The organism is Streptomyces sp. IMTB 2501 (assembly GCF_001953885.1).
Classification (GTDB): domain Bacteria; phylum Actinomycetota; class Actinomycetes; order Streptomycetales; family Streptomycetaceae; genus Streptomyces.
This window is the reverse complement of the sequence record NZ_MQUS01000025.1, coordinates 59489-81135: the sequence shown is the minus strand read 5'-3', so window position 1 is coordinate 81135 and position 21647 is coordinate 59489. Positions and strand designations below refer to the sequence as shown.

General features: G+C 71.7%; 20 protein-coding genes. 2 read left to right on the top strand and 18 right to left on the bottom strand.

Features of this window, described 5'->3' with window-relative positions:
• Positions 1-65: 65 nt before the first annotated feature.
• The gene (locus AV521_RS33805; RefSeq protein ID WP_179023582.1) at positions 66-1235 is read left to right on the top strand and encodes a sorbosone dehydrogenase family protein; all 1170 of its coding nucleotides are present in this window, start codon (positions 66-68) and stop codon (positions 1233-1235) included.
• A 37-nt stretch (positions 1236-1272) separates the two neighbouring features.
• Here AV521_RS33805 and AV521_RS33800 read toward each other — a convergent pair whose 3' ends face one another.
• The 13 genes from AV521_RS33800 to AV521_RS33740 all read right to left on the bottom strand — a co-directional run bounded on the left by AV521_RS33800 (position 1273) and on the right by AV521_RS33740 (position 13851).
• Entirely contained in the window at positions 1273-1491 is a 219-nt protein-coding gene (locus AV521_RS33800) for a DUF6191 domain-containing protein (RefSeq protein WP_076093936.1), read from the bottom strand.
• A gap of 48 nt (positions 1492-1539) precedes the next feature.
• Positions 1540-4581, bottom strand: a complete 3042-nt coding sequence (locus AV521_RS33795; protein WP_179023588.1) for an AAA family ATPase — start codon at positions 4579-4581, stop codon at positions 1540-1542.
• A 212-nt stretch (positions 4582-4793) separates the two neighbouring features.
• Positions 4794-4985, bottom strand: a complete 192-nt coding sequence (locus AV521_RS33790) for a hypothetical protein (protein ID WP_076093934.1) — start codon at positions 4983-4985, stop codon at positions 4794-4796.
• A 206-nt stretch (positions 4986-5191) separates the two neighbouring features.
• Entirely contained in the window at positions 5192-5812 is a 621-nt protein-coding gene (locus AV521_RS33785; RefSeq protein WP_076093933.1) for a hypothetical protein, read from the bottom strand.
• Between the two features lie 45 nt (positions 5813-5857).
• The gene (locus AV521_RS33780) at positions 5858-6433 is read right to left on the bottom strand and encodes a GNAT family N-acetyltransferase (protein ID WP_076093931.1); all 576 of its coding nucleotides are present in this window, start codon (positions 6431-6433) and stop codon (positions 5858-5860) included.
• The gene (locus AV521_RS33775; protein ID WP_076093929.1) at positions 6411-8642 is read right to left on the bottom strand and encodes an MMPL family transporter; all 2232 of its coding nucleotides are present in this window, start codon (positions 8640-8642) and stop codon (positions 6411-6413) included. The genes AV521_RS33780 and AV521_RS33775 overlap by 23 nt, the downstream gene beginning before the upstream one ends.
• A gap of 211 nt (positions 8643-8853) precedes the next feature.
• On the bottom strand, positions 8854-9177 hold the full coding sequence (locus tag AV521_RS33770; RefSeq protein ID WP_076093928.1) for a hypothetical protein: 324 nt from the start codon (positions 9175-9177) through the stop codon (positions 8854-8856).
• A 110-nt stretch (positions 9178-9287) separates the two neighbouring features.
• The gene (gatB, locus tag AV521_RS33765) at positions 9288-10802 is read right to left on the bottom strand and encodes an Asp-tRNA(Asn)/Glu-tRNA(Gln) amidotransferase subunit GatB (RefSeq protein WP_076093926.1); all 1515 of its coding nucleotides are present in this window, start codon (positions 10800-10802) and stop codon (positions 9288-9290) included.
• A 16-nt stretch (positions 10803-10818) separates the two neighbouring features.
• A complete protein-coding gene (locus tag AV521_RS33760) occupies positions 10819-11061 on the bottom strand; it encodes a hypothetical protein (RefSeq protein WP_023546573.1) in 243 nt (80 codons plus the stop codon).
• Positions 11058-12557 (bottom strand): Asp-tRNA(Asn)/Glu-tRNA(Gln) amidotransferase subunit GatA, encoded by a 1500-nt coding sequence (gatA, locus tag AV521_RS33755; RefSeq protein ID WP_076093924.1) that lies wholly within the window; start codon positions 12555-12557, stop codon positions 11058-11060. Before gatA ends, AV521_RS33760 begins: the two co-directional genes overlap by 4 nt.
• Positions 12558-12562: 5 nt before the next feature.
• On the bottom strand, positions 12563-12859 hold the full coding sequence (gene gatC, locus AV521_RS33750) for an Asp-tRNA(Asn)/Glu-tRNA(Gln) amidotransferase subunit GatC (RefSeq protein ID WP_076093923.1): 297 nt from the start codon (positions 12857-12859) through the stop codon (positions 12563-12565).
• 97 nt (positions 12860-12956) lie between these two features.
• The gene (locus AV521_RS33745; RefSeq protein ID WP_076093921.1) at positions 12957-13451 is read right to left on the bottom strand and encodes a cupin domain-containing protein; all 495 of its coding nucleotides are present in this window, start codon (positions 13449-13451) and stop codon (positions 12957-12959) included.
• 28 nt (positions 13452-13479) lie between these two features.
• Positions 13480-13851 carry a DUF4267 domain-containing protein gene (locus AV521_RS33740; RefSeq protein ID WP_076093919.1) on the bottom strand — a complete coding sequence of 124 codons (372 nt, stop codon included), beginning with the start codon at positions 13849-13851 and terminating at the stop codon, positions 13480-13482.
• 101 nt (positions 13852-13952) lie between these two features.
• On the opposite strand from AV521_RS33740, the gene AV521_RS33735 reads away from it, so the two are divergent.
• On the top strand, positions 13953-14474 hold the full coding sequence (locus tag AV521_RS33735; protein ID WP_076093918.1) for a TetR/AcrR family transcriptional regulator: 522 nt from the start codon (positions 13953-13955) through the stop codon (positions 14472-14474).
• A 110-nt stretch (positions 14475-14584) separates the two neighbouring features.
• On the opposite strand, the gene AV521_RS33730 is transcribed toward AV521_RS33735, so the two are convergent.
• From AV521_RS33730 to AV521_RS33710, 5 genes are all read right to left on the bottom strand, one after another.
• Positions 14585-16822 carry a bifunctional diguanylate cyclase/phosphodiesterase gene (locus tag AV521_RS33730; RefSeq protein ID WP_076093916.1) on the bottom strand — a complete coding sequence of 746 codons (2238 nt, stop codon included), beginning with the start codon at positions 16820-16822 and terminating at the stop codon, positions 14585-14587.
• A 259-nt stretch (positions 16823-17081) separates the two neighbouring features.
• Entirely contained in the window at positions 17082-19280 is a 2199-nt protein-coding gene (gene ligA, locus AV521_RS33725) for an NAD-dependent DNA ligase LigA (protein ID WP_076093915.1), read from the bottom strand.
• 15 nt (positions 19281-19295) lie between these two features.
• Positions 19296-20303, bottom strand: coding sequence for a methionine synthase (locus AV521_RS33720; RefSeq protein ID WP_076093913.1), 1008 nt, complete (start codon positions 20301-20303; stop codon positions 19296-19298).
• Between the two features lie 50 nt (positions 20304-20353).
• On the bottom strand, positions 20354-21052 hold the full coding sequence (locus AV521_RS33715) for an SDR family oxidoreductase (RefSeq protein ID WP_076093911.1): 699 nt from the start codon (positions 21050-21052) through the stop codon (positions 20354-20356).
• Positions 21053-21059: 7 nt separating this feature from the next.
• Complete coding sequence (locus AV521_RS33710) at positions 21060-21599, bottom strand: TIGR00730 family Rossman fold protein (RefSeq protein ID WP_076093909.1); 540 nt, start codon at positions 21597-21599, stop codon at positions 21060-21062.
• Between the last annotated feature and the right edge of the window lie 48 nt (positions 21600-21647).

Below are 21647 nucleotides of genomic sequence, written 5' to 3'. Positions count from 1 at the left end.
CCCGGGCCGGGCGGGCGGTGTATGAGAAGTAGCACCTGCCGCTGGACCACCGCCTCGAAGGGACCATGATCGTGCAACGTCGAGCTGTGCCGGCCGTGTTGGCCATGGCCGCCCTCCTGCTCACGGCCGGCTGCTCCGCCGGCGGAGGGCACTTCCCGATCGGCCCCGGGCGGACGGCGTCCCCGGGTACGACGGCGGGCGCGCCTCCCTCCGGCCGGGCCACCGAACCGGTCCCGGCGGCCGAGGGCTCGGTGCGGGTGCTGCGCACCGTCGCCGAGGGCCTGAGGACGCCGTGGGGGCTGGCCCCGCTGCCCGGCGGCGGTCTGCTGGTGTCCTCCCGCGACGACGGCACGATCCTGCGGATCGACGCGACGACGGGCCGCACGAGCGAGCTGGGCAAGGTCTCCGGAGCCTCCCCGGGCGGCGAGGGCGGACTGCTGGGCATCGCCCTCTCCCCCGACTACGCCTCGGACCACATGATCTACGCCTACTTCACCTCCGCCTCGGACAACCGCATCGTCCGCATGCTGTACGACGAGCGCAAACCGGCCGGTGAGCAACTGGGCGCTCCGGACACGGTGTTCAAGGGCATCCCCAAGGGCTCCCTCCACAACGGCGGCCGGATCGCGTTCGGCCCGGACGGGATGCTGTATGCGGGCACCGGCGACAGCGGCCGGCCTGGCCTGGCCCAGGACAAGAAGTCCCTGGGCGGCAAGATCCTGCGCCTGACCCCGGAGGGCGAACCGGCTCCGGGCAACCCGTTCCCGGGCTCCCCGGTGTACTCGTACGGCCACCGGGACGTCCAGGGCCTGGCCTGGGACGACAAACAGCGTCTGTTCGCCCCGGAGTCCGGCCAGGACACCTGGGACGAGCTGAACGCGATCAAGCCGGGCGGGAACTACGGCTGGCCGCGGGCCGAGGGCAGGTCTTCCGACGCCGCCCTCCAGAACCCGCTGGCCCAGTGGCACACCGGCGACACCTCCCCCAGCGGCATCGCCTACGTCAACGGCGTGATCTGGACGGCCGGTCTGAAGGGCCGACGCCTGTGGCGCATCCCGCTGCGCGACACGGAAGCCTCGGCACCGCCCCAGGCCTTCCTCACCGGGACGTACGGCCGACTGCGCACGGTGCTCGCGGCGGGCGGCGACAGGGTGTGGCTGGTGACGAGCGACACGGACGGCCCGGGACACCCGGCGAAGGGGGACGACCGGGTACTGGAGGCGAAGGTGAAGTGACGCCCGCCGGACCGCTCACGCCTCGTCGGTGAACTGCTCACGCCTCCTGGGCGCCCTCGTGCCGGCTCTCCGCCGGCTCCTCCTCGGCGGGCGGTGCTCCGGGACGGCGTATGACCGCCTTCCCCGAGGCCAGGTCTATCGGACCCCGCCCGGGGTCGGCGTCCCCCACGTCCTCGCGGGTCAGCTCCAGCCGGTTCTGCTCGTCCCGCGTGTGTTTGCGGCCGGGCGCGAACAGTTCCTCGAAGGCGTTGAACATGGAAACTCCCCCGCTTTGTCACGTTACGGCTCTTCTCCAGCGTAGGTCTCACCCCGCCGTACCGGCAGTGAGCGTCTCGGCCGGGAAGAGGCCCAGCCGGTGTGCCGTCGCCGCCGCCTCGCCCCTGCCCGAGACGCCGAGCTTGCTCAGGATGTTGGAGACGTGGACGCTCGCGGTCTTCGGGGAGATGAACAGCTCCTCGGCGATCTGGCGGTTGGTGCGGCCGGCCGAGACCAGGCGCAGCACGTCCCGCTCCCGGCTGGTGAGGCCGAGGGCCGCGACCGGGTCGGCCGGGGCGAGGGCCTCTCGGGAGGCGCGGGTCAGGGTGAGACGGGCGCGCTGGGCGAGCCGGGCGACGGCGTCGGCGAGGGACCGGGCGTCGAGGTGGGCGGCGACCGCCACGGCCAGCCGGAGCAGTTCCACCGCGCGGTCGCGCTCGGCGTCGCCGCCGGCGGCGAGGAGTGCCGCGGCGAGACGGTGGCGGACCCGGGCGAGTTCGTACGGGCGGTCCAGGCACTCGAAGGCGGTGACGACCGGCGACCAGTCCTCGGCGGTGTCCGTGGCCTCCGCGCGGCGCAGTTCTGCGCGGGTCCAGTGGTCGTAGGCCTGCCAGAGCGGGACGCCGGTGGCGAGTGTCCGTGTGGCTTCGCGGAGGCGGTCGAGGATCTCGGCGCGGCCGTCCTGGGCGGCGGGCAGGGTGCGGGCCTCGGCCTCCGCGGTGGCGGCGGCCCGCAGCAGCGGCCAGCCGTAGCGGTGGGTGCCGGGCGGGAAACCGGCGTCCAGGGCGCGGAGCAGTTCGGCACGGGCGTCGCCGATGCGGCCCTCCTCGGCGGCGACGCCGAGGGCGACCCGGGCCAGGGGCAGGGACTGCTGGGGCATGGGGTCGTGGGTGCCCCAGTGGGCGCGGGCGGCGGCGAGTTGCCGGGCCGCCTCGGCGAGGTCGCCGCGGGCAAGGGCGAGATGGGCCAGGCGCAGGGCGCCCGCGCCGCGCGGCTTGGCGCTGTGGCCGACCCCGGTCGCGCGGGTGGCGGCCTCGGCGGCCTCGGCCCACTGTCCGAGCGAGTAGAGCGCCTCGGACAGGTTGCCCCGCATCCAGATCTCGGAGTCCAGCAGCCCGTATCTGCGGGCGAAGGCGATGCCTTCGCGCAGGAGGGGGGCGGCCTCCCGGTCGCGGCCGACGCTCTGCAGCTCGGACGGCAGGTTCACATAGGCGCGGCCCGCGACATCGTGCACGCCCTCCGCGAGGGTGTCCCGCAGCACCTGCCGCATCTCCGCCAGGCCCGTCTCGTAGTCACCGGAGTCCACCCGGAGGCCGCCGAGGGTGAGGCGGGCGTGCAGTTCGATGTGGCGGGCGCCGACCATGCGCGCGTACTCCACAGCGCGCTCGGCGGCGGCGAAGGCCTCGGGGCCGGGCCGGTGCAGCATGGACCAGCCGGCGGCGAGGGCCAGCACCTCGGCGTGCACCTCGGACGGCGGCAGGCCGCGCACCAGGTCCTGGGCGGTGCCCAGTTCCTGCCAGCCGTCGCCGCGGGCCTGGGCCTGGACGAGCCGGGAGCGCTGCACCCAGAACCAGGCGGCGCGCAAGGGGTCCGGGTCGTCTTCGAGCAGGCGCAGCGCCCGCTTGGTGATCTTCAGGGCGCGTTCGCGTTCACCGCCGAAGCGGCCCGCGACGGCGGCCTCGGCCATCAGGTCGAGATAGCGCAGCGGAGTGCTGGCCGGGTCGCAGCCGCAGGGAGGGTAGACCTCGGTGTAGTCGACCGGGCGCAGGGCGGAGCGCACGTCCTCGGGGGCACTGTCCCACAGCTCCATCGCCCGCTCCAGCAGCCCGAGTTGCTCGGTGTAGGCGTGCCGGCGGCGGGCTACCACGGAGGCGTCCAGGACGGCGGGCAGGGCCTTGGCGGCGTCGTGGGCCTGGTACCAGTAGCTGGCCAGCCGCATCACCCGTGCGTCGGCCGGGACGAGCGCGGGGTCGGCCTCCAGGGCTTCGGCGTAGCGGCGGTTGAGCCGGGAGCGTTCGCCGGGCAGCAGGTCGTCGGCGACGGCCTCGCGGACCAGGGAGTGGCGGAAGCGGTAGCCGTCGCCGGCCTGGGTGGCGGTGAGGAGGTTGGCGCCGACGGCGGCCCGCAGCGCCTCGATGAGGTCGTCCTCGGAGAGCCCGGCGACGGCGGCGATCAGCCGGTACTCCACGGTGGAGCCGCCCTCGGCGACGATCCGGGCGACTCGCTGGGCGCTCTCGGGCAGCGCCTCGACCCGGACCAGCAGCAGGTCGCGCAGCGAGTCGGTCAGGCCGGTGCAGCATCCCTCCGAGGCCGCGACGGCGAGTTCCTCGACGAAGAAGGCGTTGCCGTCGGAGCGTTCGAAGATCTCGTCGACGCGGGCGGGGTCGGGTTCGGCGGCGAGGATGCCGGCGATCTGGCGGCCGACCTCCTCGCGGGTGAAGCGGGCGAGTTCGATACGGCGGACGGTGCGCAGCCGGTCGAGTTCGGCGAGCAGGGGGCGCAGCGGGTGGCGGCGGTGGATGTCGTCGGAGCGGTAGCTGGCGAGGACGAGGAGCCGGCCGGCGCGCAACGTGCGGAAGAGGTAGGCGAGGAGATGCCGGGTGGAGGCGTCGGCCCAGTGCAGGTCCTCCAGGACCAGCACGACCGGCTGTGCGGCGGCGACCTGTTCCAGAAGGCGGGCGGTGAGTTCGAACAGGCGGGCCATGCCCTGCTCGTCATGGCGGCCGGCGCCGGCCTCGCCGAGGTCGGGCAGGAGGCGGGCCAGTTCCTCCTCCTGTCCCCGCGCGGCAGTGGCGAACTCCTCGGGCAGGGCGTCGCGCAGGGCGCGCAGCGCGGTGGAGAAGGGGGCGAACGGCAGCCCGTCGGCGCCGATCTCCACACAGCCGCCGACGGCGACGACCGCGTGCCGGGCGGCGGCCGTGGCGAACTCCTCGACGAGGCGGGTCTTGCCGACCCCGGCCTCGCCGCCGAGCAGCAGCGCCTGCGGCTCGCCGGCGCGGGCGCGGGCGAGCTTGTCGTTCAACGTGTCCAGTTCGTCGGTGCGGCCGACGAACACGGGACTGACGGACCTGGTCTCCACGGGCCCGAGCATCGCACGAGGTCCGGACGGCGGGGCACCCGTTTTCCACAGCTCCGGTGCGATCGTCGTACCGGCGGCCGGGAGAGCCGTATCCACAGACGGAACGGACGGACGGGTCGTACCACCGCGCTGGGCGGTCGTACGACCCTGGTCGGGAAGGTCCGGAAGGCGGCCGACCCCCGTGCGACCGCCCTCCGTCCGGCCCCGGTCCGTCGGTCCGGGGTTCACGCGGTGCGCGGGATCCGGCGCCGGCGGGGGCGGCCCGTATGGGACTCGGCGGCCGTGCCGTCGTGGCCGGCTGCGGCCTCGTGGCGGGTGGTGCGGCGGGCCCGGGCGACCTCGCGGGCCAGGCGCTGCTGCTCGGCCTCACGGATCAGCTGGGCGGAGCGCATCTTGTGGTACTCGAACTCGATCATGGCGGTCCTTCGGGGAGAGTCGGTGTGGTGCGTCGCTTTCCGCGATGCCTCAACCTTCGTCTCCCAGGGGGGTGCGCCACATCGGGAGAGTTCCGCATCTTCGGGCGGCGTACGGGCCGCACGCGCGCGTAAGGGGCCTTAGGGAGTCCATAAGGTGCTCATGGATTCCCTAAGGCCCCGGTGAACTGCGGGTTCTCAGCCGGTGCTCAGCCCGTCGAGGGGAGGCCGAGCAGGGCGTCCGAGTACTTCAGTACGGCCAGCAGCAGGCCGATGACACCGAGGCAGACACCCGCCCAGGCGACCGACTTGATCCAGGGGGCCTGCGGACGGCCGGGCACGCCGAAGGCGGGCCGGGCGAGCACGACCACGCCGGTGAGCAGCGCGGCCAGCGCGAACAGGCCGGCCCACAGGGCGGTGCTGTGCCAGGCATTGCCGTAGACCGCCTTGATCTGGGTGGCGACGCCCGCCGTGGAGGGGGTCCGCAGCTGGCCGACGAGCTGCTCGCGGGCGCCCGCTATGGTGCCGATCCAGCCGCCGCTGAGCGAGACGAGGCCCAGCGCGGCGGACACGACGGCACCGGCGCCCTGACCGACCCCGGAGGGCACCTTGGCGTCACCGTCGTCGGCGCCCTCCTCGGCATCGAGGCCCTCGGAGTCCTCAGCCCCTTCGGCCTCGTCGACCTCGTCGGCCGCTGCGGTGGTCTTGGTCTCCTCGGCCCTTGCGGTCTCCCCGGCCGTCCCGGTCTTCGCCCTCGTCTCGTCGTCGTTGTGCGTCTCGATGCCGGCCGTGGTGCCGGCCTCGGCGCCTTCCTCAGTCTTCGTAGCCATGCGAGGCACCGTACGGACGCTGTCTGAGAAGTCTCTTAATGATCGTCAATGATCGTTGCGCGGCGTACGCGCGCGTGCCGCGTGCCATTCCGGGGCGAGCACGGACCAGATCTCGGTGCTGGTCCGCGCGCCCCGGTGCGGGAAGTTCTCGCGGAGCACGCCCTCGCGGGTCATCCCGAGCCGCCGGGCCACGTTGACGCTGGGCTCGTTGGCCGAGGACACGTGCCACTCCACGCGGTGCATACCGCGCTCCTCGAAGGCCCAGTCCAGCAGCACCCGCATACCCCGTGTGACCAGCCCGCGCCCGGCCGCCGCCGGCTCCAGCCAGCAGCCGGCCTCGCACACACCGCTCGGGGTGTCCCACACCCGGAACAGCAGACCGCCGACCAGCTTCCCGTCCAGCCAGATGCCGTGCAGGCTGCCGGCGTCGACGGCGCGCCTGTCGGCGTACGACTTCACCCAGGAACGGGCGCCCGCCAGGTCGGACACCACGTCCGGCAACCCGATGTGCCGGCCGATGAACTCCCGTCCCCGGTCGATGTTCGCGAGCACCTCCTCGGCGTGCCAGACCTCCAGGGGCCGCAGCTCGGCACCGTCGTCACCCAGGGATATCGCGTACATCGGGGTGTCCTTCCTCCCGCAGTTCCTCCACCGGCATCCTGCCGAGCCTCTCATGCGCGGCGCGGCACTCGGGCGGCTCGATGCTGACGCGGGGCAGCCGGCGCTCCAGCCAGGCGGGCAGCCACCAGTTGGCGGCGCCGAGCAGATGCATCAGCGCGGGCACCAGCAGGGTGCGCAGCACGAAGGCGTCCAGGGCGACGGCGGCGGCCAGCGCGATGCCGAACATCGCGATGACCCGGTCGCCGCTGAGCACGAAGGCGAGGAAGACCGAGATCATGATGACCGCGGCGGAGTTGATGACCCGGCTGGTCTCGGCGAGGCCCACGCGGACGGCGCGCCGGTTGTCCCCGGTCTCCAGCCACTCCTCGTACATCCGGCTGACCAGGAACACCTGGTAGTCCATGGAGAGGCCGAACAACACCGACACCATGATCACCGGCAGGAACGGTTCGATGGGCCCTGCCCGGCCCAGACCCAGCAGTTCGCTGCCCCAGCCCCACTGGAAGACGGCGACGACGACACCGAACGCGGCCGCTACGGCGGCGATGTTCATCAGGGCCGCCTTCAGCGGAATGCCGAGCGAGCGGAACGCGACGAGCAGCAGCAGACAGCCGAGCCCGATGACCGCGCCGATGAACAGCGGCAGTTTGCCGACGATCACATCCGCGAAGTCGTCGTAGCCGGCGGTGACCCCGCCGACCTGGATGTCCAGGGAGGTGCCGGTCTGCGCGCGCGGCAGGATCTCGGTGCGCAGGCGGTCCACGAGGTCGCTGGTGTCCTGCGACTGGGGCGCGGAGCCGGGGACGACGGTGAGACAGGCGGTGTCGCCGCCGGTGTCGTAGACGACCGGGGTGACGGAGGCGACGCCCTGAGTGTCACGCAGAGTGGTGTCGAGGTTGTCCAGGGCGAGCTTGTCGGCGGCGCCGTCCACCCGGGTCACCAGGGTGAGCGGCCCGTTCACGCCGGGTCCGAAGCCCTCGGCGAGCAGGTCATAGGCCTTGCGGGTGGTGGCGGTGCGCGGGTCGTTGCCCTGGTCGGAGGTGCCGAGGTGGAGAGAGAGGGTCGGCACGGCGAGTACGGCGATGACGGCGACGGCGAGCGCGCCGAGCAGCTTGGGGCGGCGTTCCACCAGCGCCGACCAGCGGGCGGCGAGACCGGTGGGCAGTTCCGGGCGCGGCCCGTGCTCGGCGAGCCGGCGCCGCTCGCGGCGGCTGAGGGCGCGGGAGCCGAGGTACGACAGCAGGGCGGGCAGCAGGGTGACCGAGGCGGCGACGGTGAGCACGACCGTCAACGAGGCGGCCACGGCGACCCCATTGAGGAAGCCCAGCCGCAGGGTCAGCATCCCCAGCAGGGCTATGCACACCGTCGCACCCGCGAAGACGACCGCGCGTCCGGTGGTGGCCACGGCGTTCACGGCGGCCTCGGTGACACTCAGGCCGCGATTCAGACCGCGCCGGTGCCGGGTCACGATGAACAGTGCGTAGTCGATGCCCACGCCGAGGCCGATCAGCATGCCGAGCATGGGCGCGAAGTCGGCGACGGTCATGGCGTGTCCGAGCAGCCCGATACCGGCGTAGGCGGTGCCGACGCCGACCAGCGCGGTGGCGATCGGCAGCAGCGAGGCGGCGAGCGAGCCGAAGGCGAGGAACAGCACGACGGCCGCGACGACTACGCCGACCAGCTCGGCGGTGTGCTCGCGCGGGGACGCGGTGAGCCCGATCGCGCTGCCGCCCAGCTCGACCTGGAGTCCGTCGGCCTCGGCGGCCTTGGCGGTGCGCACCACGGCCCGCGCCTCGGAGGCGCCGATGTGCTCGACGGACCGGGTGAAGGTGACGGTGGCGTAGGCCGTGTGGCCGTCGGCGCTGATCCGGTGCCCGCCCTGGCCGCTGTACGGGCCGGTCACCGAGGCGATGCCGGGCAGCGCGGCGATCCGGTCCAGGGTCTGGGTCATCGTCTGCTCGACGTCGGAGGCGCGGACGGTGCCGGTGGCGGTGTGCCAGACCACGGTGTCGCTGTCCCCGCCGAGCCCCGGGAACCCCTCTTCGAGCAGCTGTGTCGCGCGGCCGGACTCGGTGCCGGGGACCTCGTAGTCGTTCGAGTACGCCGAACCGGCCACGGCGGCGGCAGCGGTGACCCCGCCGAAGGCGAGCAGCCACAGCAGCACCGCGACCAGCCGATGCCGGACACACCAACGGGCGAGGTCTGCCACGGACGTGCTCCCAGGGACGATGTGTGGATCTTTGGCCGGGAACGATCGCCCAAAAGCTGAACAGCCCGCAAAGAACGTATGAGGAATCGCAGGACACTCTTGCAGGCGAAAGTGATCGTTTGCCGCGTTCGTGGGCTTATTCACAAGAGTGGGAGGGACGTCACAGGACACTCCGGCGAACTCTGTCACCTCAGGCGGCACTTCGTACGCTTCAGTCGGAATGATCTCCGAACGCCATGACCATGGTCCCCACGATCAACAGCCACAAGGCCCTGCGAGTACGGCCCTTGGCCCCGAGCACCGCGGCGAGCGCGCACACGGCCGAGCCGAGGGCGAAGGCGGCGGGGACACGGGCCGGAGCGGAACCGGTGAACCGTACCAGCGCGGCGGCCAGCCCCACGAGCGCCAGCAGCACCCCGGTGGCGGCCGCGATCCAACGGGCCCGACGAGCCTCTGCGATCGGCTCCTCCCCGATCTGCTGCTCCGCGTCCTCCGCTATGGCGGGTCCGGCATCGGAATCGGTGCGTCCACTCATGGCGGGCGAGCGTAGTACCTCCGGCCGAGAGCAGGGGGAGCGGGGCGCCCGGAGATGCGTACGGCCCCGGAGGGCGAGCCTTCCGGGGCCGTACGGTGCGCGGTGCGGGCTCAGCCCTCGCTCACGCCCAGCTTCTCCAGGATCAGTTCCTTGACGCGAGCCGCGTCGGCCTGACCTCGGGTCGCCTTCATGACCGCGCCGACCAGGGCGCCGGCCGCGGCCACCTTGCCGCCGCGGATCTTGTCCGCGATGCCGGGGTTGCCGGCGATGGCCTCGTCGACGGCCGTGCCAAGGGCCGAATCGTCGGAAACCACCTTGAGACCGCGCTTCTCGACGACCTCTTCCGGGGTGCCTTCGCCCGCGAGGACGCCCTCGATGACCTGGCGGGCCAGCTTGTCGTTCAGGGAGCCGTCGGCGACGAGAGAGGTCACCCGGGCCACCTGCTCCGGGGTGATGGCCAGCTCGTCCAGCGCCTTGCCCGACTCGTTGGCGCTGCGCGCCAGTTCGCCCATCCACCACTTGCGGGCGGAGGCGGCGTCGGCACCGGCCTCGATCGTGGCGACGATCGGGTCCAGCGCACCGGCGTTGAGGATCGCCTGCATGTCGGTGGCGGAGATGCCCCACTCGGCGAGCAGCCGGGTGCGGCGGGCCAGCGGCATCTCGGGCAGGGCCGCGCGGATCTCCTCGACCCACTCACGCGTGGGCGCGACCGGCACGAGGTCGGGCTCCGGGAAGTACCGGTAGTCCTCGGCCTCCTCCTTCACGCGGCCCGAGGTCGTGGACCCGGTGTCCTCGTGGAAGTGGCGGGTCTCCTGGACGATCGTGCCGCCGGACGAGAGCACGGCGGCGTGCCGCATGATCTCGAAGCGGGCCGCGCGCTCCACGGAACGCAGCGAGTTGACGTTCTTCGTCTCGGAGCGCGTGCCGAACTTGTCGGCGTCCTTGGGCATCAGCGACAGGTTCACGTCGCAGCGCATCTGGCCCATCTCCATGCGGGCCTCGGACACGCCGAGGGCACGGATGAGCTCGCGCAGCTCACGGACGTACGCCTTCGCCACTTCGGGGGCGCGCTCGCCCGCCCCGACGATCGGCTTGGTGACGATCTCGATGAGCGGGATGCCCGCGCGGTTGTAGTCGAGGAGGGAGTGCTGCGCGCCGTGGATACGGCCGGTCGCGCCGCCCACGTGGGTCGACTTGCCGGTGTCCTCCTCCATGTGGGCGCGCTCGATCTCCACGCGGAAGGTCTCGCCGTCCTCCAGCTGTACGTCGAGATAGCCGTTGAAGGCGATCGGCTCGTCGTACTGGGAGGTCTGGAAGTTCTTCGGCATGTCCGGATAGAAGTAGTTCTTCCGGGCGAAGCGGCACCACTCGGCGATCTCGCAGTTCAGCGCGAGACCGATCTTGATCGCGGACTCGACGCCGGTCGCGTTGACGACCGGGAGCGCGCCGGGCAGGCCGAGGCAGGTCGGGCAGGTCTGCGAGTTGGGCTCGGCGCCCAGCTCGGTCGAACACCCGCAGAACATCTTGGTCTTGGTGCCGAGTTCGACATGGACCTCAAGGCCCATGACGGGGTCGTACGACGCCAGCGCGTCCTCGTACGACACCAGGTCGGTCGTGGTGGTCACGGTGAAAACTTCCCTCTCAGCCCAGCAGGACGTCGTCGTCGCCCAGCCGCTTCAGCTCGCGGTAGAGGATCGCGAGGCCGGTCACGATCGCCACGGCGGACACCGTCGCGTCGATCAGCCGCAGCGTGTCGTGCTCGGCTCGGGCCTTCTTGATCTGCTTGGCGACACCGACCGCGCCGAACGCGGTGGTGGCCATGGACAGGTACGTACCGGACTTGGACTTCTTGAAGCCCTTGGCCTTCGACAGAGCGCTGCTCACAGCGACGGAGCCTCCTCAAGGAGCGGGTGTCCCCACTTTTCCACGAAGGCGGCCTCGACGGCGGCGCCCACCTTGTACAGGCGGTCGTCCTGCATCGCCGGGGCGATGATCTGCAGGCCCACCGGGAGGTTGTCCTCCGGGGCGAGGCCGCAGGGCAGGGACATGGCCGCGTTGCCCGCCAGGTTGGTCGGGATGGTGCACAGGTCCGCGAGGTACATCGCCATCGGGTCGTCGGCACGCTCGCCGATCGGGAAGGCGGTGGTCGGGGTCGTCGGCGAGACGATGACGTCAACCTGCTCGAAAGCCTTCTCGAAGTCGCGCGTGATGAGCGTGCGGACCTTCTGCGCGGAGCCGTAGTACGCGTCGTAGTAGCCGCTCGACAGCGCGTACGTGCCGAGCATGATCCGGCGCTTCACCTCGGGGCCGAAGCCGGCCTCGCGGGTGAGGGAGGTGACCTCCTCGGCCGAGTGGCCGCCGTCGTCACCGGTCCGCAGGCCGTAGCGCAGGCCGTCGAAGCGGGCGAGGTTGGAGGAGCACTCGGAGGGCGCGATCAGGTAGTACGCCGACAGTCCGAGGTCGAAGGACGGGCAGTCCAGCTCGACGATCTCGGCGCCCAGCTCCTTCAGCAGCTCGACCGACTCGTCGAAGCGCTGGATGACACCGGCCTGGTAGCCCTCGCCGCGGAACTGCTTGACCACGCCGACGCGCATGCCGGCCACGGAGCCGTTGCGGGCGGCCTCGACGACCGGGGGGACCGGGGCGTCGATGGAGGTGGAGTCGAGCGGGTCGTGACCGGCGATCACCTCGTGCAGCAGGGCTGCGTCCAGGACCGTACGGGCGCAGGGCCCGCCCTGGTCCAGGGAGGACGAGAAGGCGACCATGCCGAAGCGGGACACCGCGCCGTACGTCGGCTTCACGCCGACCGTGCCGGTGACGGCGGCCGGCTGACGGATGGAGCCGCCGGTGTCGGTGCCGATGGCGAGCGGGGCCTCGAAGGAGGCGAGCGCGGCGGAGGAACCGCCACCCGATCCGCCGGGGATCTTGGTGAGATCCCAGGGGTTGCCGGTCGGCCCGTAGGCGCTGTTCTCGGTGGAGGACCCCATGGCGAACTCGTCCATGTTGGTCTTGCCGAGGATGACGACGTCGGCGGCCTTCAGCTTCTTGGTGAGGGTGGCGTCGTACGGCGGGATCCACCCTTCCAGGATCTTCGAGCCGACGGTCGTGGGCACGCCCTCGGTGGTGAAGATGTCCTTGAGCGCGAGCGGGACGCCGGCCAGCGGCCCGAGCTTCTCGCCGCGCGCCCGCTTCGCGTCCACGGCGCGGGCCTGAGCGAGGGCGCCCTCGCGGTCGACGTGCAGGAAGGCGTGCACCTTCTCGTCGACGGCCTCGATCCGGGCGAGATGGGCCTCGGTGACCTCGACGGCCGTCAGCTCGCCGGAGGCGATCTTGTCGGCGATCTGCGCGGCCGTGAGCTTGATGATGTTGCTGTCCGTCATGTCGGTCACTCCTCCCCCAGGATCTGCGGCACCTTGAAACGCTGCTGCTCCTGGGCCGGGGCGCCGGAGAGCGCCTGCTCGGGGGTGAGCGAGGGACGGACCTCGTCCGTCCGCATGACGTTCGTCAGCGGAAGCGGGTGCGAGGTCGGCGGTACGTCTTGGTCGGCGACCTCGCTGACGCGGGCGACCGCGCCGATGATGTCGTCCAGCTGTCCCGCGAAGTGGTCGAGTTCTTCGGGCTTCAGCTCCAGACGCGCCAGCCGGGCGAGGTGGGCGACCTCCTCGCGCGTGATGCCAGGCATGCAGCGATCCTCTGGGTGAGTGTGTGTGGTTTGGGCCAGCCCCAATCCTATGGGGCTGGCCCGGCTGCGCGTGAAACGGTTTCCCGGGGCCCCGTCCTCAGCGGTGCCGGGTGTCCCACGTGGCGCTCTTCAGGAAGTGGTTGTCGTACAGCTCCTGCACCTCCAGGAGGCTCTCCGGGGTGGCCTCGCCGAGGGCGATGCGCCGCAGATGGCGGAAGTACTCGAAGCGCTCGACACCGGGTGTGATCACGATGAGCAGATCGGCGTCGGCTCCCGGTACGGCGGCGAAGGCGTGCGGCTTGCCGGGCGGGACGACGACGAGGTCGCCGGGGCCGGCGGTGACGACGTCCTCGCCGGAGAGGATGTCGGCTGCGCCGTCGAGCAGGAAGAACATCTCTGCGGAGTGGTCGTGCCAGTGCGGCTTGGCGCCGTCGGCGCCCTGGGTGAGCGTGACCCGCTGGGTGGACAGGGCGCCGCCGGTCGAGCTGCTGTCGGCCAGCAGGCGGACGGTGGCGGGAGCGCGGCCGACGACTTCGGCCTCCGCCTCGCGGACGATCACGGATTCTTCGAACTTCGGTACGAACAGCGACATGGGACGCCCCTTGTGAGTGACCGGGTGATCAGACGGCGAACAGCAGACCCGCACTGATCAGTACAACGACCGCGGTGGCGAAGTGGATCCCGAAGGCGACCGCCTTCGTACCCCCGTTGCGCAGGACGTTCAGCGTGTCGCCGAGCGGGACGAGCGCCACACAGAGCATGAACAGCGCCTCGGCACGGGCTCCGGCGAAGGCCAGCAGGGCCAGGCCCAGCAGACCGAAGGTGCCGTCCCTGAGCCCCTTGATCGAGAGGTAGGCGCGGGCATCGCCGGCGGGGTCGGCCGGGACGCCGTACCCGGCCGCGGCGGGACCGGGCTGGAACAGGAACCGGTAGCCGAGGAACACGCAGAACAGGTCGAGCAGGACGGCCAGGGTGTACGCGGTGACGGTCATGTGGGTCTCCCCCCCTGTGTGGCTGTTCTATCAATGCTAGGAACAGGAGCCAAGCTAGCAGAGCGCCGACAGATTAGCTAGCGCTGCTAGAATTCGAGCTCATGGCGGTCCGGACGCGCCGGGAGCGCGAACGAGCGGAACGTGAGCGGCTGATCGTGACGGCCGCACGGGAGCTGGCCGAGGACGAAGACTGGGACGCGGTGACCACACGCCGGCCGGCCGCCGAGATCGAGTACAGCCAGCCGGTCCCCCGCAGCCACTTCAAGGGCAAGGACGCGATCACGGCGGCGGTCGCGGTACAGGGCTGCGCCGACCTGGCGGCGGAGCTACGGCAGGCGCGGACGGCGGTACGAGGCACGCGGGAGGCACTGGCGGCCGTGGCGGAGACCTGCACATCCTTCGCCGGCCACCGGCCCGCCCTCTACGACGCGATGTTCACGCACCTGGTCGATCTGCCCTTCGCGACGGAGGAAGCACCGGCGCCGCTCCGGGAGGCGTTCGGGGAACTGCTCGTGGTCGTGGAGCCGATCAGGTCCGAGGGCGAGGGCCCGGACCTGCTGACGGAGACGTTCTGGGCGCTACTGGTCAGCCACTTCACAGCAGGCCGACCGCAAACCCCCTAGGAGCGGGGAACAGCGCGACAAGCCACACCGAACCCGCACCCGCCGACGCCGACCAGGACACACGGCGAAGACCCGCCAGTCGACCAAGTGGAACGGGCGGGCGGGAAACGTCATTCGGCAGCGGGCAGCGCGGCGCGCGGCCTCTGCCACCCACGGGACCCCCGCGCCCGCAACCACGCCGTGGTCTCCTCGGGCGGCATCGCCGCGGCGACCAGCCACCCCTGCACGGCGTCACACCCCAGGTCCCGCAACCGCTCCCACGTCTCGTCGTCCTCCACACCCTCGGCGACGACCAGCAACCCCAGCGAATGCGCCAGATCGACCGTGCAGCGCACGATCTCCGCGTCCTCGTTGTCCACGGCCAGCCGCGCCACGAAGGAGCGGTCGATCTTCAGCTCGCTCACCGGCAGCCGCCGTAGATGCACCAGGGACGAGTACCCGGTGCCGAAGTCGTCCAGGGACATCTTCACGCCGTGCCCGGTGAGCCCGGCGAGGGTGTCGGCGGCCCGCTGCGGATCCTCCAGCAGCACATGCTCGGTGATCTCCAGCTGCAGGGCGCCCGCAGGGACCCCGTGCCGGGCCAGCCGGGCCGCGACCGATCCGGCGAAACCGGGCGTATGCACATCACGCGGCGAGACATTCACGGCCACCGGCACCCGCAGCCCCTGCGCGCGCCACTTGGCGACCTGTCCGAGCGCGGTCTCCAGGACGTACTCCGTCAGATGGGGCATCAGTCCGGAGGACTCGGCGATCGCTATGAACTCGTCCGGCGGAACCTTCCCTCGCTCCGGATGCACCCAGCGGACGAGCGCCTCAAGGCCCGCGACCTGACCGTCGAAGCGGACCTTGGGCTGGTAGTGCAGCTGCACCTCGTGCGCGTCCAGCGCCCGGCGCAGATCGCCCAGCAGGCCGAGCCGGTCCGGGGTGTTGGAGTCCCGCTTGGACTCGTACACCTCCACGCCCGTACGATCCCTTTTCGCCTGGTACATCGCCACATCCGCCCGCCGCAGCATGCCTTCGGCGTCCAGGGCGTGGTCGGGGAAGACGGCGACGCCGGCGCTGGCCTCCAGGACGAGGGTGAGCCCGTCGAGATCGAGCGGGGAGCTGAGCGCGGCGACGAGGCCGCGGGCGATCCGCGTGGCCGACGTGGTGGAGTCGGCGACGGGCAGTAACACGGCGAACTCGTCGCCGCCGAGCCGCGCGGCCTCCGCTCCACGCGGCAGGGCGAGCCGCAGCCGGTCGGCGATCTGGAGCAGCAGCCGGTCACCGGCGAGATGACCGAGGGTGTCGTTCACCGAACGGAACCGGTCGAGGTCGATCAGCATGAGGGCCGAGCGGGCGCCGATGCGTTCCGCGTCGTCGAGGGCCGTCCAGATCCGCTCCAGCAGCCACTGCCGGTTGGGCAGCCCGGTCAGCGGGTCGCGCAGCTGCTCCTCGGCACGCGCGCGGGCCATCCACAGGGTGGAGTCGAGGGCGATGAGGGGGATGGCGAACAGCGGAAGCAGGATCGGCTGGGCGTCGGCGACGACGCAGAGCAGCGGTGCGATGCCGAGCAGCGCGACGGCGACCAGGCCCTGTCTGACCAGGGCGGTCCGGGCCACGGTGGGCACCTTGCCGGTGCGCGGGGCGTACAGATACCACTGCAGGCCCCGGCTGACCGCGAGATAGGCGACGGCGGCGAGGACGACCTCGGGTGCGGTGGCGATGCTCCAGCTGTCCGGCCGCCAGGGTGTCTCGACGCTCGGGACGCGGCCGAACGCGCCGAGCAGCAGGGCGCCTGCGCCGATGCCGAGGATGTCCACCGCGCCGTGCAGCACGCCTTGCCGCCAGCGGTGGCGCCGGGCGATGCCGACCAGGACGACGACGGTGAGGCTGACCATGCCGGCGGGCACCCAGCCGTACAGCAGCAGCACGGCGAGGGTGAGGGCGGCGCCGGAACCGGTGCCGCCCCACCAGCGGGCACGGCCCAGCATCACCAGGTGGCCGACGATGACGCCGGTGAGCAGGGCCAGCGACCAGCCGACGGCGCCGCTCGGGAAGAGGGCGTGGTGGCCGCTGAAGCCGCGGTAGAAGCCGGCGCCGAGGACGAACGCGGCGGCGGCCACGACGGCTGCGGGCAGTGCGGGCCAGGACAGATGCCGTTCGGGTTCGGCGCCGCTCAGGCCGGGGGCAGATTCGATGGCCAGGGGTATGGGCGGGTGGGCGTCGGCGGCGGTGCGCGGTCCGGCCGTACGGGCCTGGCCCGTACGGCCGTGGCCCCGCGCCGGCCACCGGGTCCCGCGCCAGGTGATCGCGCGGCGGCACAGGCGTAGCCGTGAGTCCGGGGCGACGCTCTCGGTCGGTTCCATTCCCGTCCCTCTCACAGCCGGCGGTGCCCACGCCACGCGGCCCGATGTCCGACACCCATCAGCAGCTCCGCGTTGAAGCGACCTTCCGCGCACGCCGGGAGCGCACGAGGATGCCCCAACCGCAGCCGGGCACGGCAGGTGCACATCTCAACAGTAGGCCGCGGAAGGCTTCCACGGGCACCGGTCGTCGACGGTTGCCCGAATGCGCCCGGGCCACCCGTATGCAACTGATATGCGCCGAACGGGTGGCCTTCAACCGCTACTCCTCGGTCGAAAGCGCGACTTCGGCCGCCGCTTCGGGGCCCTGCTCCAAGAGGACGTTGAAACCGTCCTCGTTCAGCACCGGCACCTTCGCCTGCATGGCCTTGTCGTACTTCGATCCCGGGTTGTCACCCACAACCACGAACGAGGTCTTCTTCGACACCGATCCGGTCACCTTCGCGCCCCGGCTCTGCAGTGCCTCCTTGGCGCCGTCCCGGGTGAAGTGCTCCAGTGTGCCGGTGACGACGACGGTGAGGCCCTCCAGCGGGCGCGGGCCCTCGTCCTCGCCGGTGGACTCGTCCTCCAGCGGGACTCCGGCGGCCCTCCACTTGCGGACGATCTCGCGGTGCCAGTCCTCGGCGAACCACTCCTTGAGCGCGGCGGCGATGGTCGGGCCGACGCCGTCGGTGGCCGCCAGCTCCTCCTCGGTGGCCTGTTCGATGCGGTCGACGGAGCGGAGTTCGCGGGCGAGGGCCTGCGCGGCCACCGGGCCGACGTGCCGGACGGACAGGCCGTTCAGGAACCGGGCCAGCGGGCGCTGCTTGGCCGCCTCGATGTTCTCCAGCAGGGCGAGGGTGTTCTTCTTCGGCTCGCCCTTCTGGTTGGCGAAGACCGTGACGACCTTCTCCTCGCCCGTCTTCGGGTCCCGCTTGGGCAGACCGCTGTCGGGGTCGAGGACATAGGCCTTGATGGGCAGCAGCTTCTCCACCGTCAGGTCGAACAGGTCGCCCTCGTCCACCAGCGGCGGGTCGGCCGGCTCCAGCGGGCGGGTGAGCGCGGCGGCGGCCACCGCGCCGAAGCCCTCGATGTCCAGGCACTCGCGGCCCGCGAGGTAGGTGACGCGCTCGCGCAACTGGGCCGGGCAGGTACGGGCGTTGGGGCAGCGGAGGTCGATGTCGCCCTCCTTCATGGGCCGGAGCGGTGTGCCGCACTCGGGGCACTCGCTCGGCATCACGAACTCGCGCTCGCTGCCGTCGCGCAGGTCGACCACCGGGCCGAGGATCTCCGGGATGACGTCACCGGCCTTGCGGATGACGACCGTGTCCCCGATGAGGACGCCCTTGGCCTTGACGACCTCCTGGTTGTGCAGGGTGGCGAACTCCACCTCGCTGCCCGCGACCGTGACCGGCTCGACCTGGGCGTACGGCGTGACCCGGCCGGTGCGGCCGACGCCCACCTTGATGTCGACGAGCTTGGTGTTGACCTCTTCCGGCGCGTACTTGTACGCGATCGCCCAGCGGGGCGCCCGCGCGGTGGAGCCGAGGCGGCCCTGGAGGCGGATCTCGTCCAGCTTGATCACGGCGCCGTCGATCTCGTGCTCCACGGAGTGGCGCATCTCGCCGTCGTAGTGGGCGATGAACTGCCGTACGCCGTCGAGATCGTCGACCACGCGGTTGTGCGGGGAGGTGGGCAGGCCCCAGGTCTTCAGCAGGTCGTAGGCCTGGGACAGCCGGGTCATGCCCGTGAAGCCCTCCAGGGCGCCGATGCCGTGGACGACCATGTGCAGCGGGCGGGTGGCGGTGACCCTCGGGTCCTTCTGGCGCAGCGAACCGGCTGCGGCGTTGCGGGGGTTGGCGAAGGGCTTGTCACCGGCGGCGACCAGGCGTTCGTTCAGTTCGAGGAACTTCTCCATCGGGAAGTAGACCTCGCCGCGGATCTCGACCAGGTCGGGGACCTTGTCGCCCTGCAGCCGGTCCGGGATCTCGGCGATCGTACGGACGTTGGGGGTGATGTCCTCTCCGGTACGGCCGTCACCCCGGGTGGCCGCGCGCGTGAGGCGGCCGTTCTCGTACGTCAGGTTGACCGCGAGGCCGTCGACCTTCAGCTCGCACAGGAAGTGGTACTCCTGGTCGCCGAGTTCGCGCGCGATGCGCTCGGTCCAGGCGGCCAGCTCCTCGTCGTTGAAGGTGTTGTCGAGCGACAGCATGCGCTGGCGGTGCTCGACCGCGGTGAACTCCGTCGCGTACGAACCCGCGACCTTCTGGGTCGGCGAGTCCGGGGTGCGCAGCTCCGGATACTGCTCCTCCAGGGCCTCCAGGGTCTTCAGGAGCTTGTCGAACTCGGCGTCGCTGATGACGGGAGCGTCCTTCACGTAGTACCGGAAGCGGTGCTCCTCGATCTGCTCAGCGAGCTGCGCGTGCTTCTCACGTGCCTCGGCGGGCACTGCCGTCTCCGCCTGCTGCTTGTCGCCGGCCACCGTTGTGTCCTCCCGTTACTCTGGGTTGTCCGCGAGGGATCTCGCCGCCCGGACGCAGTGAGCGAGCGCCTGGCGTGCGTACGTGGGGGAAGCGCCCGCGAGACCGCACGCCGGGGTGACCGTGACCGCCTCCGTGAGCAACCCCGGATGCAGCCCCAGCCTGCGCCACAGCGTCCTGACACCCATGACGCTACCGGCAGGGTCTGACAATGGCCCTTGAGTCCCGCTCACGACTCCGGCGAACAGCCGCGTGCCGGCCTCGACGGTCTCGCCGATCGTGTCGTCGTCACGCTCGGTGAGAAGCGAGAAGTCGAAGGAGACGGCCGCTGCGCCGGCCCGGCGCAGCAGCGCGAACGGCACGTCAGGGGCGCAGGAGTGCACGATCACGGGCCCTTCGCCATGGACCGAGATCACGTCCCGCAGGGTGGCCTCCACGACCTGCCGGTCCGCGGCGCGGTGCGTGCGGTAGCCGCTGGCGGTACGGACCTGTCCGCGCAGTACGGCGGTGAGGGAGGGCTCGTCGAGCTGGAGGACGAGCCGGGCGCCGGGGATCCGACGGTGCACCTCGGCGAGGTGGAGCCGCAGCCCCTCGGTGAGCGAGGCGGCGAGATCACGGCAGGCGCCGGGGTCGCCGAGGGCGGCCTCGCCGTTCTTCAGCTCCAGGGCGGCGGCCAGGGTCCACGGCCCGACCGCCTGCACCTTCAGATCGCCCTCGTACCCCTGGGTGAACTCCTCCAGGGCGTCCAGGTCCTCCCCCAGCCAGGACCGGGCCCGCTTGGTGTCCCGGCCCGGCCGGTCCCCGATCCGCCAGCCGCTGGGCTCCACGCGCGCGTACAGCTCGACGAGCATGCCCGCGGTACGGCCGATCATGTCGGCGCCGGGCCCGCGGGCGGGCAGCTCGGGCAGGAACGGGAAGTCCTCGAAGGTGCCGGTGACTGTCTTCGCGGCCTCGCGCGCATCGCCGCCCGGCATGGACCCGACTCCGGTGGCCCCCGGAAACCTGAACTGGCTGTTCTCACTCACCCCGGCAGGGTATGCCGAACACCCGCCACCCGACTCCGCCGATGAAGCGGTCAGCGCCCCGGACGTACCGTCAGGTCGTTGACCTCCGCGTCCCTCGGCAGGTCCAGAGCCATCAGGATCGTCGTGGCCACCGACTCGGGGTCGATCCACTTCGCGGCGTCGTAGTCCTTGCCCTCCTGCTGGTGGACCTTGGCCTGCATGGGGCTGGCCGTGCGGCCGGGGTAGACCGAGGTGACGCGGACGCCGTTGCCGTGCTCCTCGTGGCGGAGCGAGTCGGCGAGGGCCTTCAGGCCGTGCTTGGAGGCGGCGTACGCGGACCAGCCGGCATGGGCGTTGAGGCCCGCGCCGGAGTTGACGAAGATCACATGGCCGCGGGCCGCGCGGAGCTGGGGCAGGAAGTGCCTTGTCAGCTCGGCGGGCGCGATCAGGTTGACGTTGAGCTGGTGGCGCCAGGACTTGGGGGTCAGGTCGCCGACCTCGCCCAGGTCGACGACGCCTGCGATGTGCAGCAACGAGTCCACGCGGTCCGGGAGCGTCTGGTGCGAGAAGGCCCAGGACAGTTTGTCCGGGTCGGCGAGGTCGCCCACCAGGGTCCGGGCGCCGGGGAACTCGGCCGCCAGTTCCTTCGCACGGCCTGCGTCGCGCGCGTGCAGGACGAGTTCGTCCCCGCGCGCGTGCAGACGGCGGGCGACTGCCGCGCCGATGCCGGACCCGGCCCCGGTGATCACATGAGTAGCCATGACCGCCATGCTCGCATCAGTGGACGCCGAGCTGCTCTTCCAGGTGGGCCAGGGCCCCGGCCGGCTCCTCGGCGAAGAACATCAGCTCGGACAGCGGACGCGGCAGGAAGCCCTCGTCCTCCATGCGTCGGAACTGCTCGCGCAGACCGTCGTAGAAGCCCGCGGTGTTCAGCAGGACGACCGGCTTCTCGGCGCGGCCGTGCTTCTTCAGCTCCAGGATCTCCGTGGCCTCGTCCAGCGTGCCGGTGCCACCCACCATGATCACCACGGCGTCCGCCTTCTCCAGCAGCAGCTTCTTGCGCTCGGAGAGGTCGGCGGCGATGACCATCTCGTCGACGCCGGGCCGTGACTTGTTCGCGAGGAACTCCACGGTGACGCCCAGCAGCCGGCCGCCCGCCTCCTCCACTCCGTCGGCGACGACCTTCATGAGCCCGACGTCGGAGCCGCCCCAGACCAGGGTGTGGCCGGCCCGCCCGACCAGCTCCGCGAACTCGCGCGCGGGGCGCGTGTAACGCTCGTCGAGGTCGGCGGCGGACAGGAAGACGCAGATGTTCATGGTCCCTACCGTACGGCTCGCGCCGTACGCGGGAAGAGGCGCCGTGCG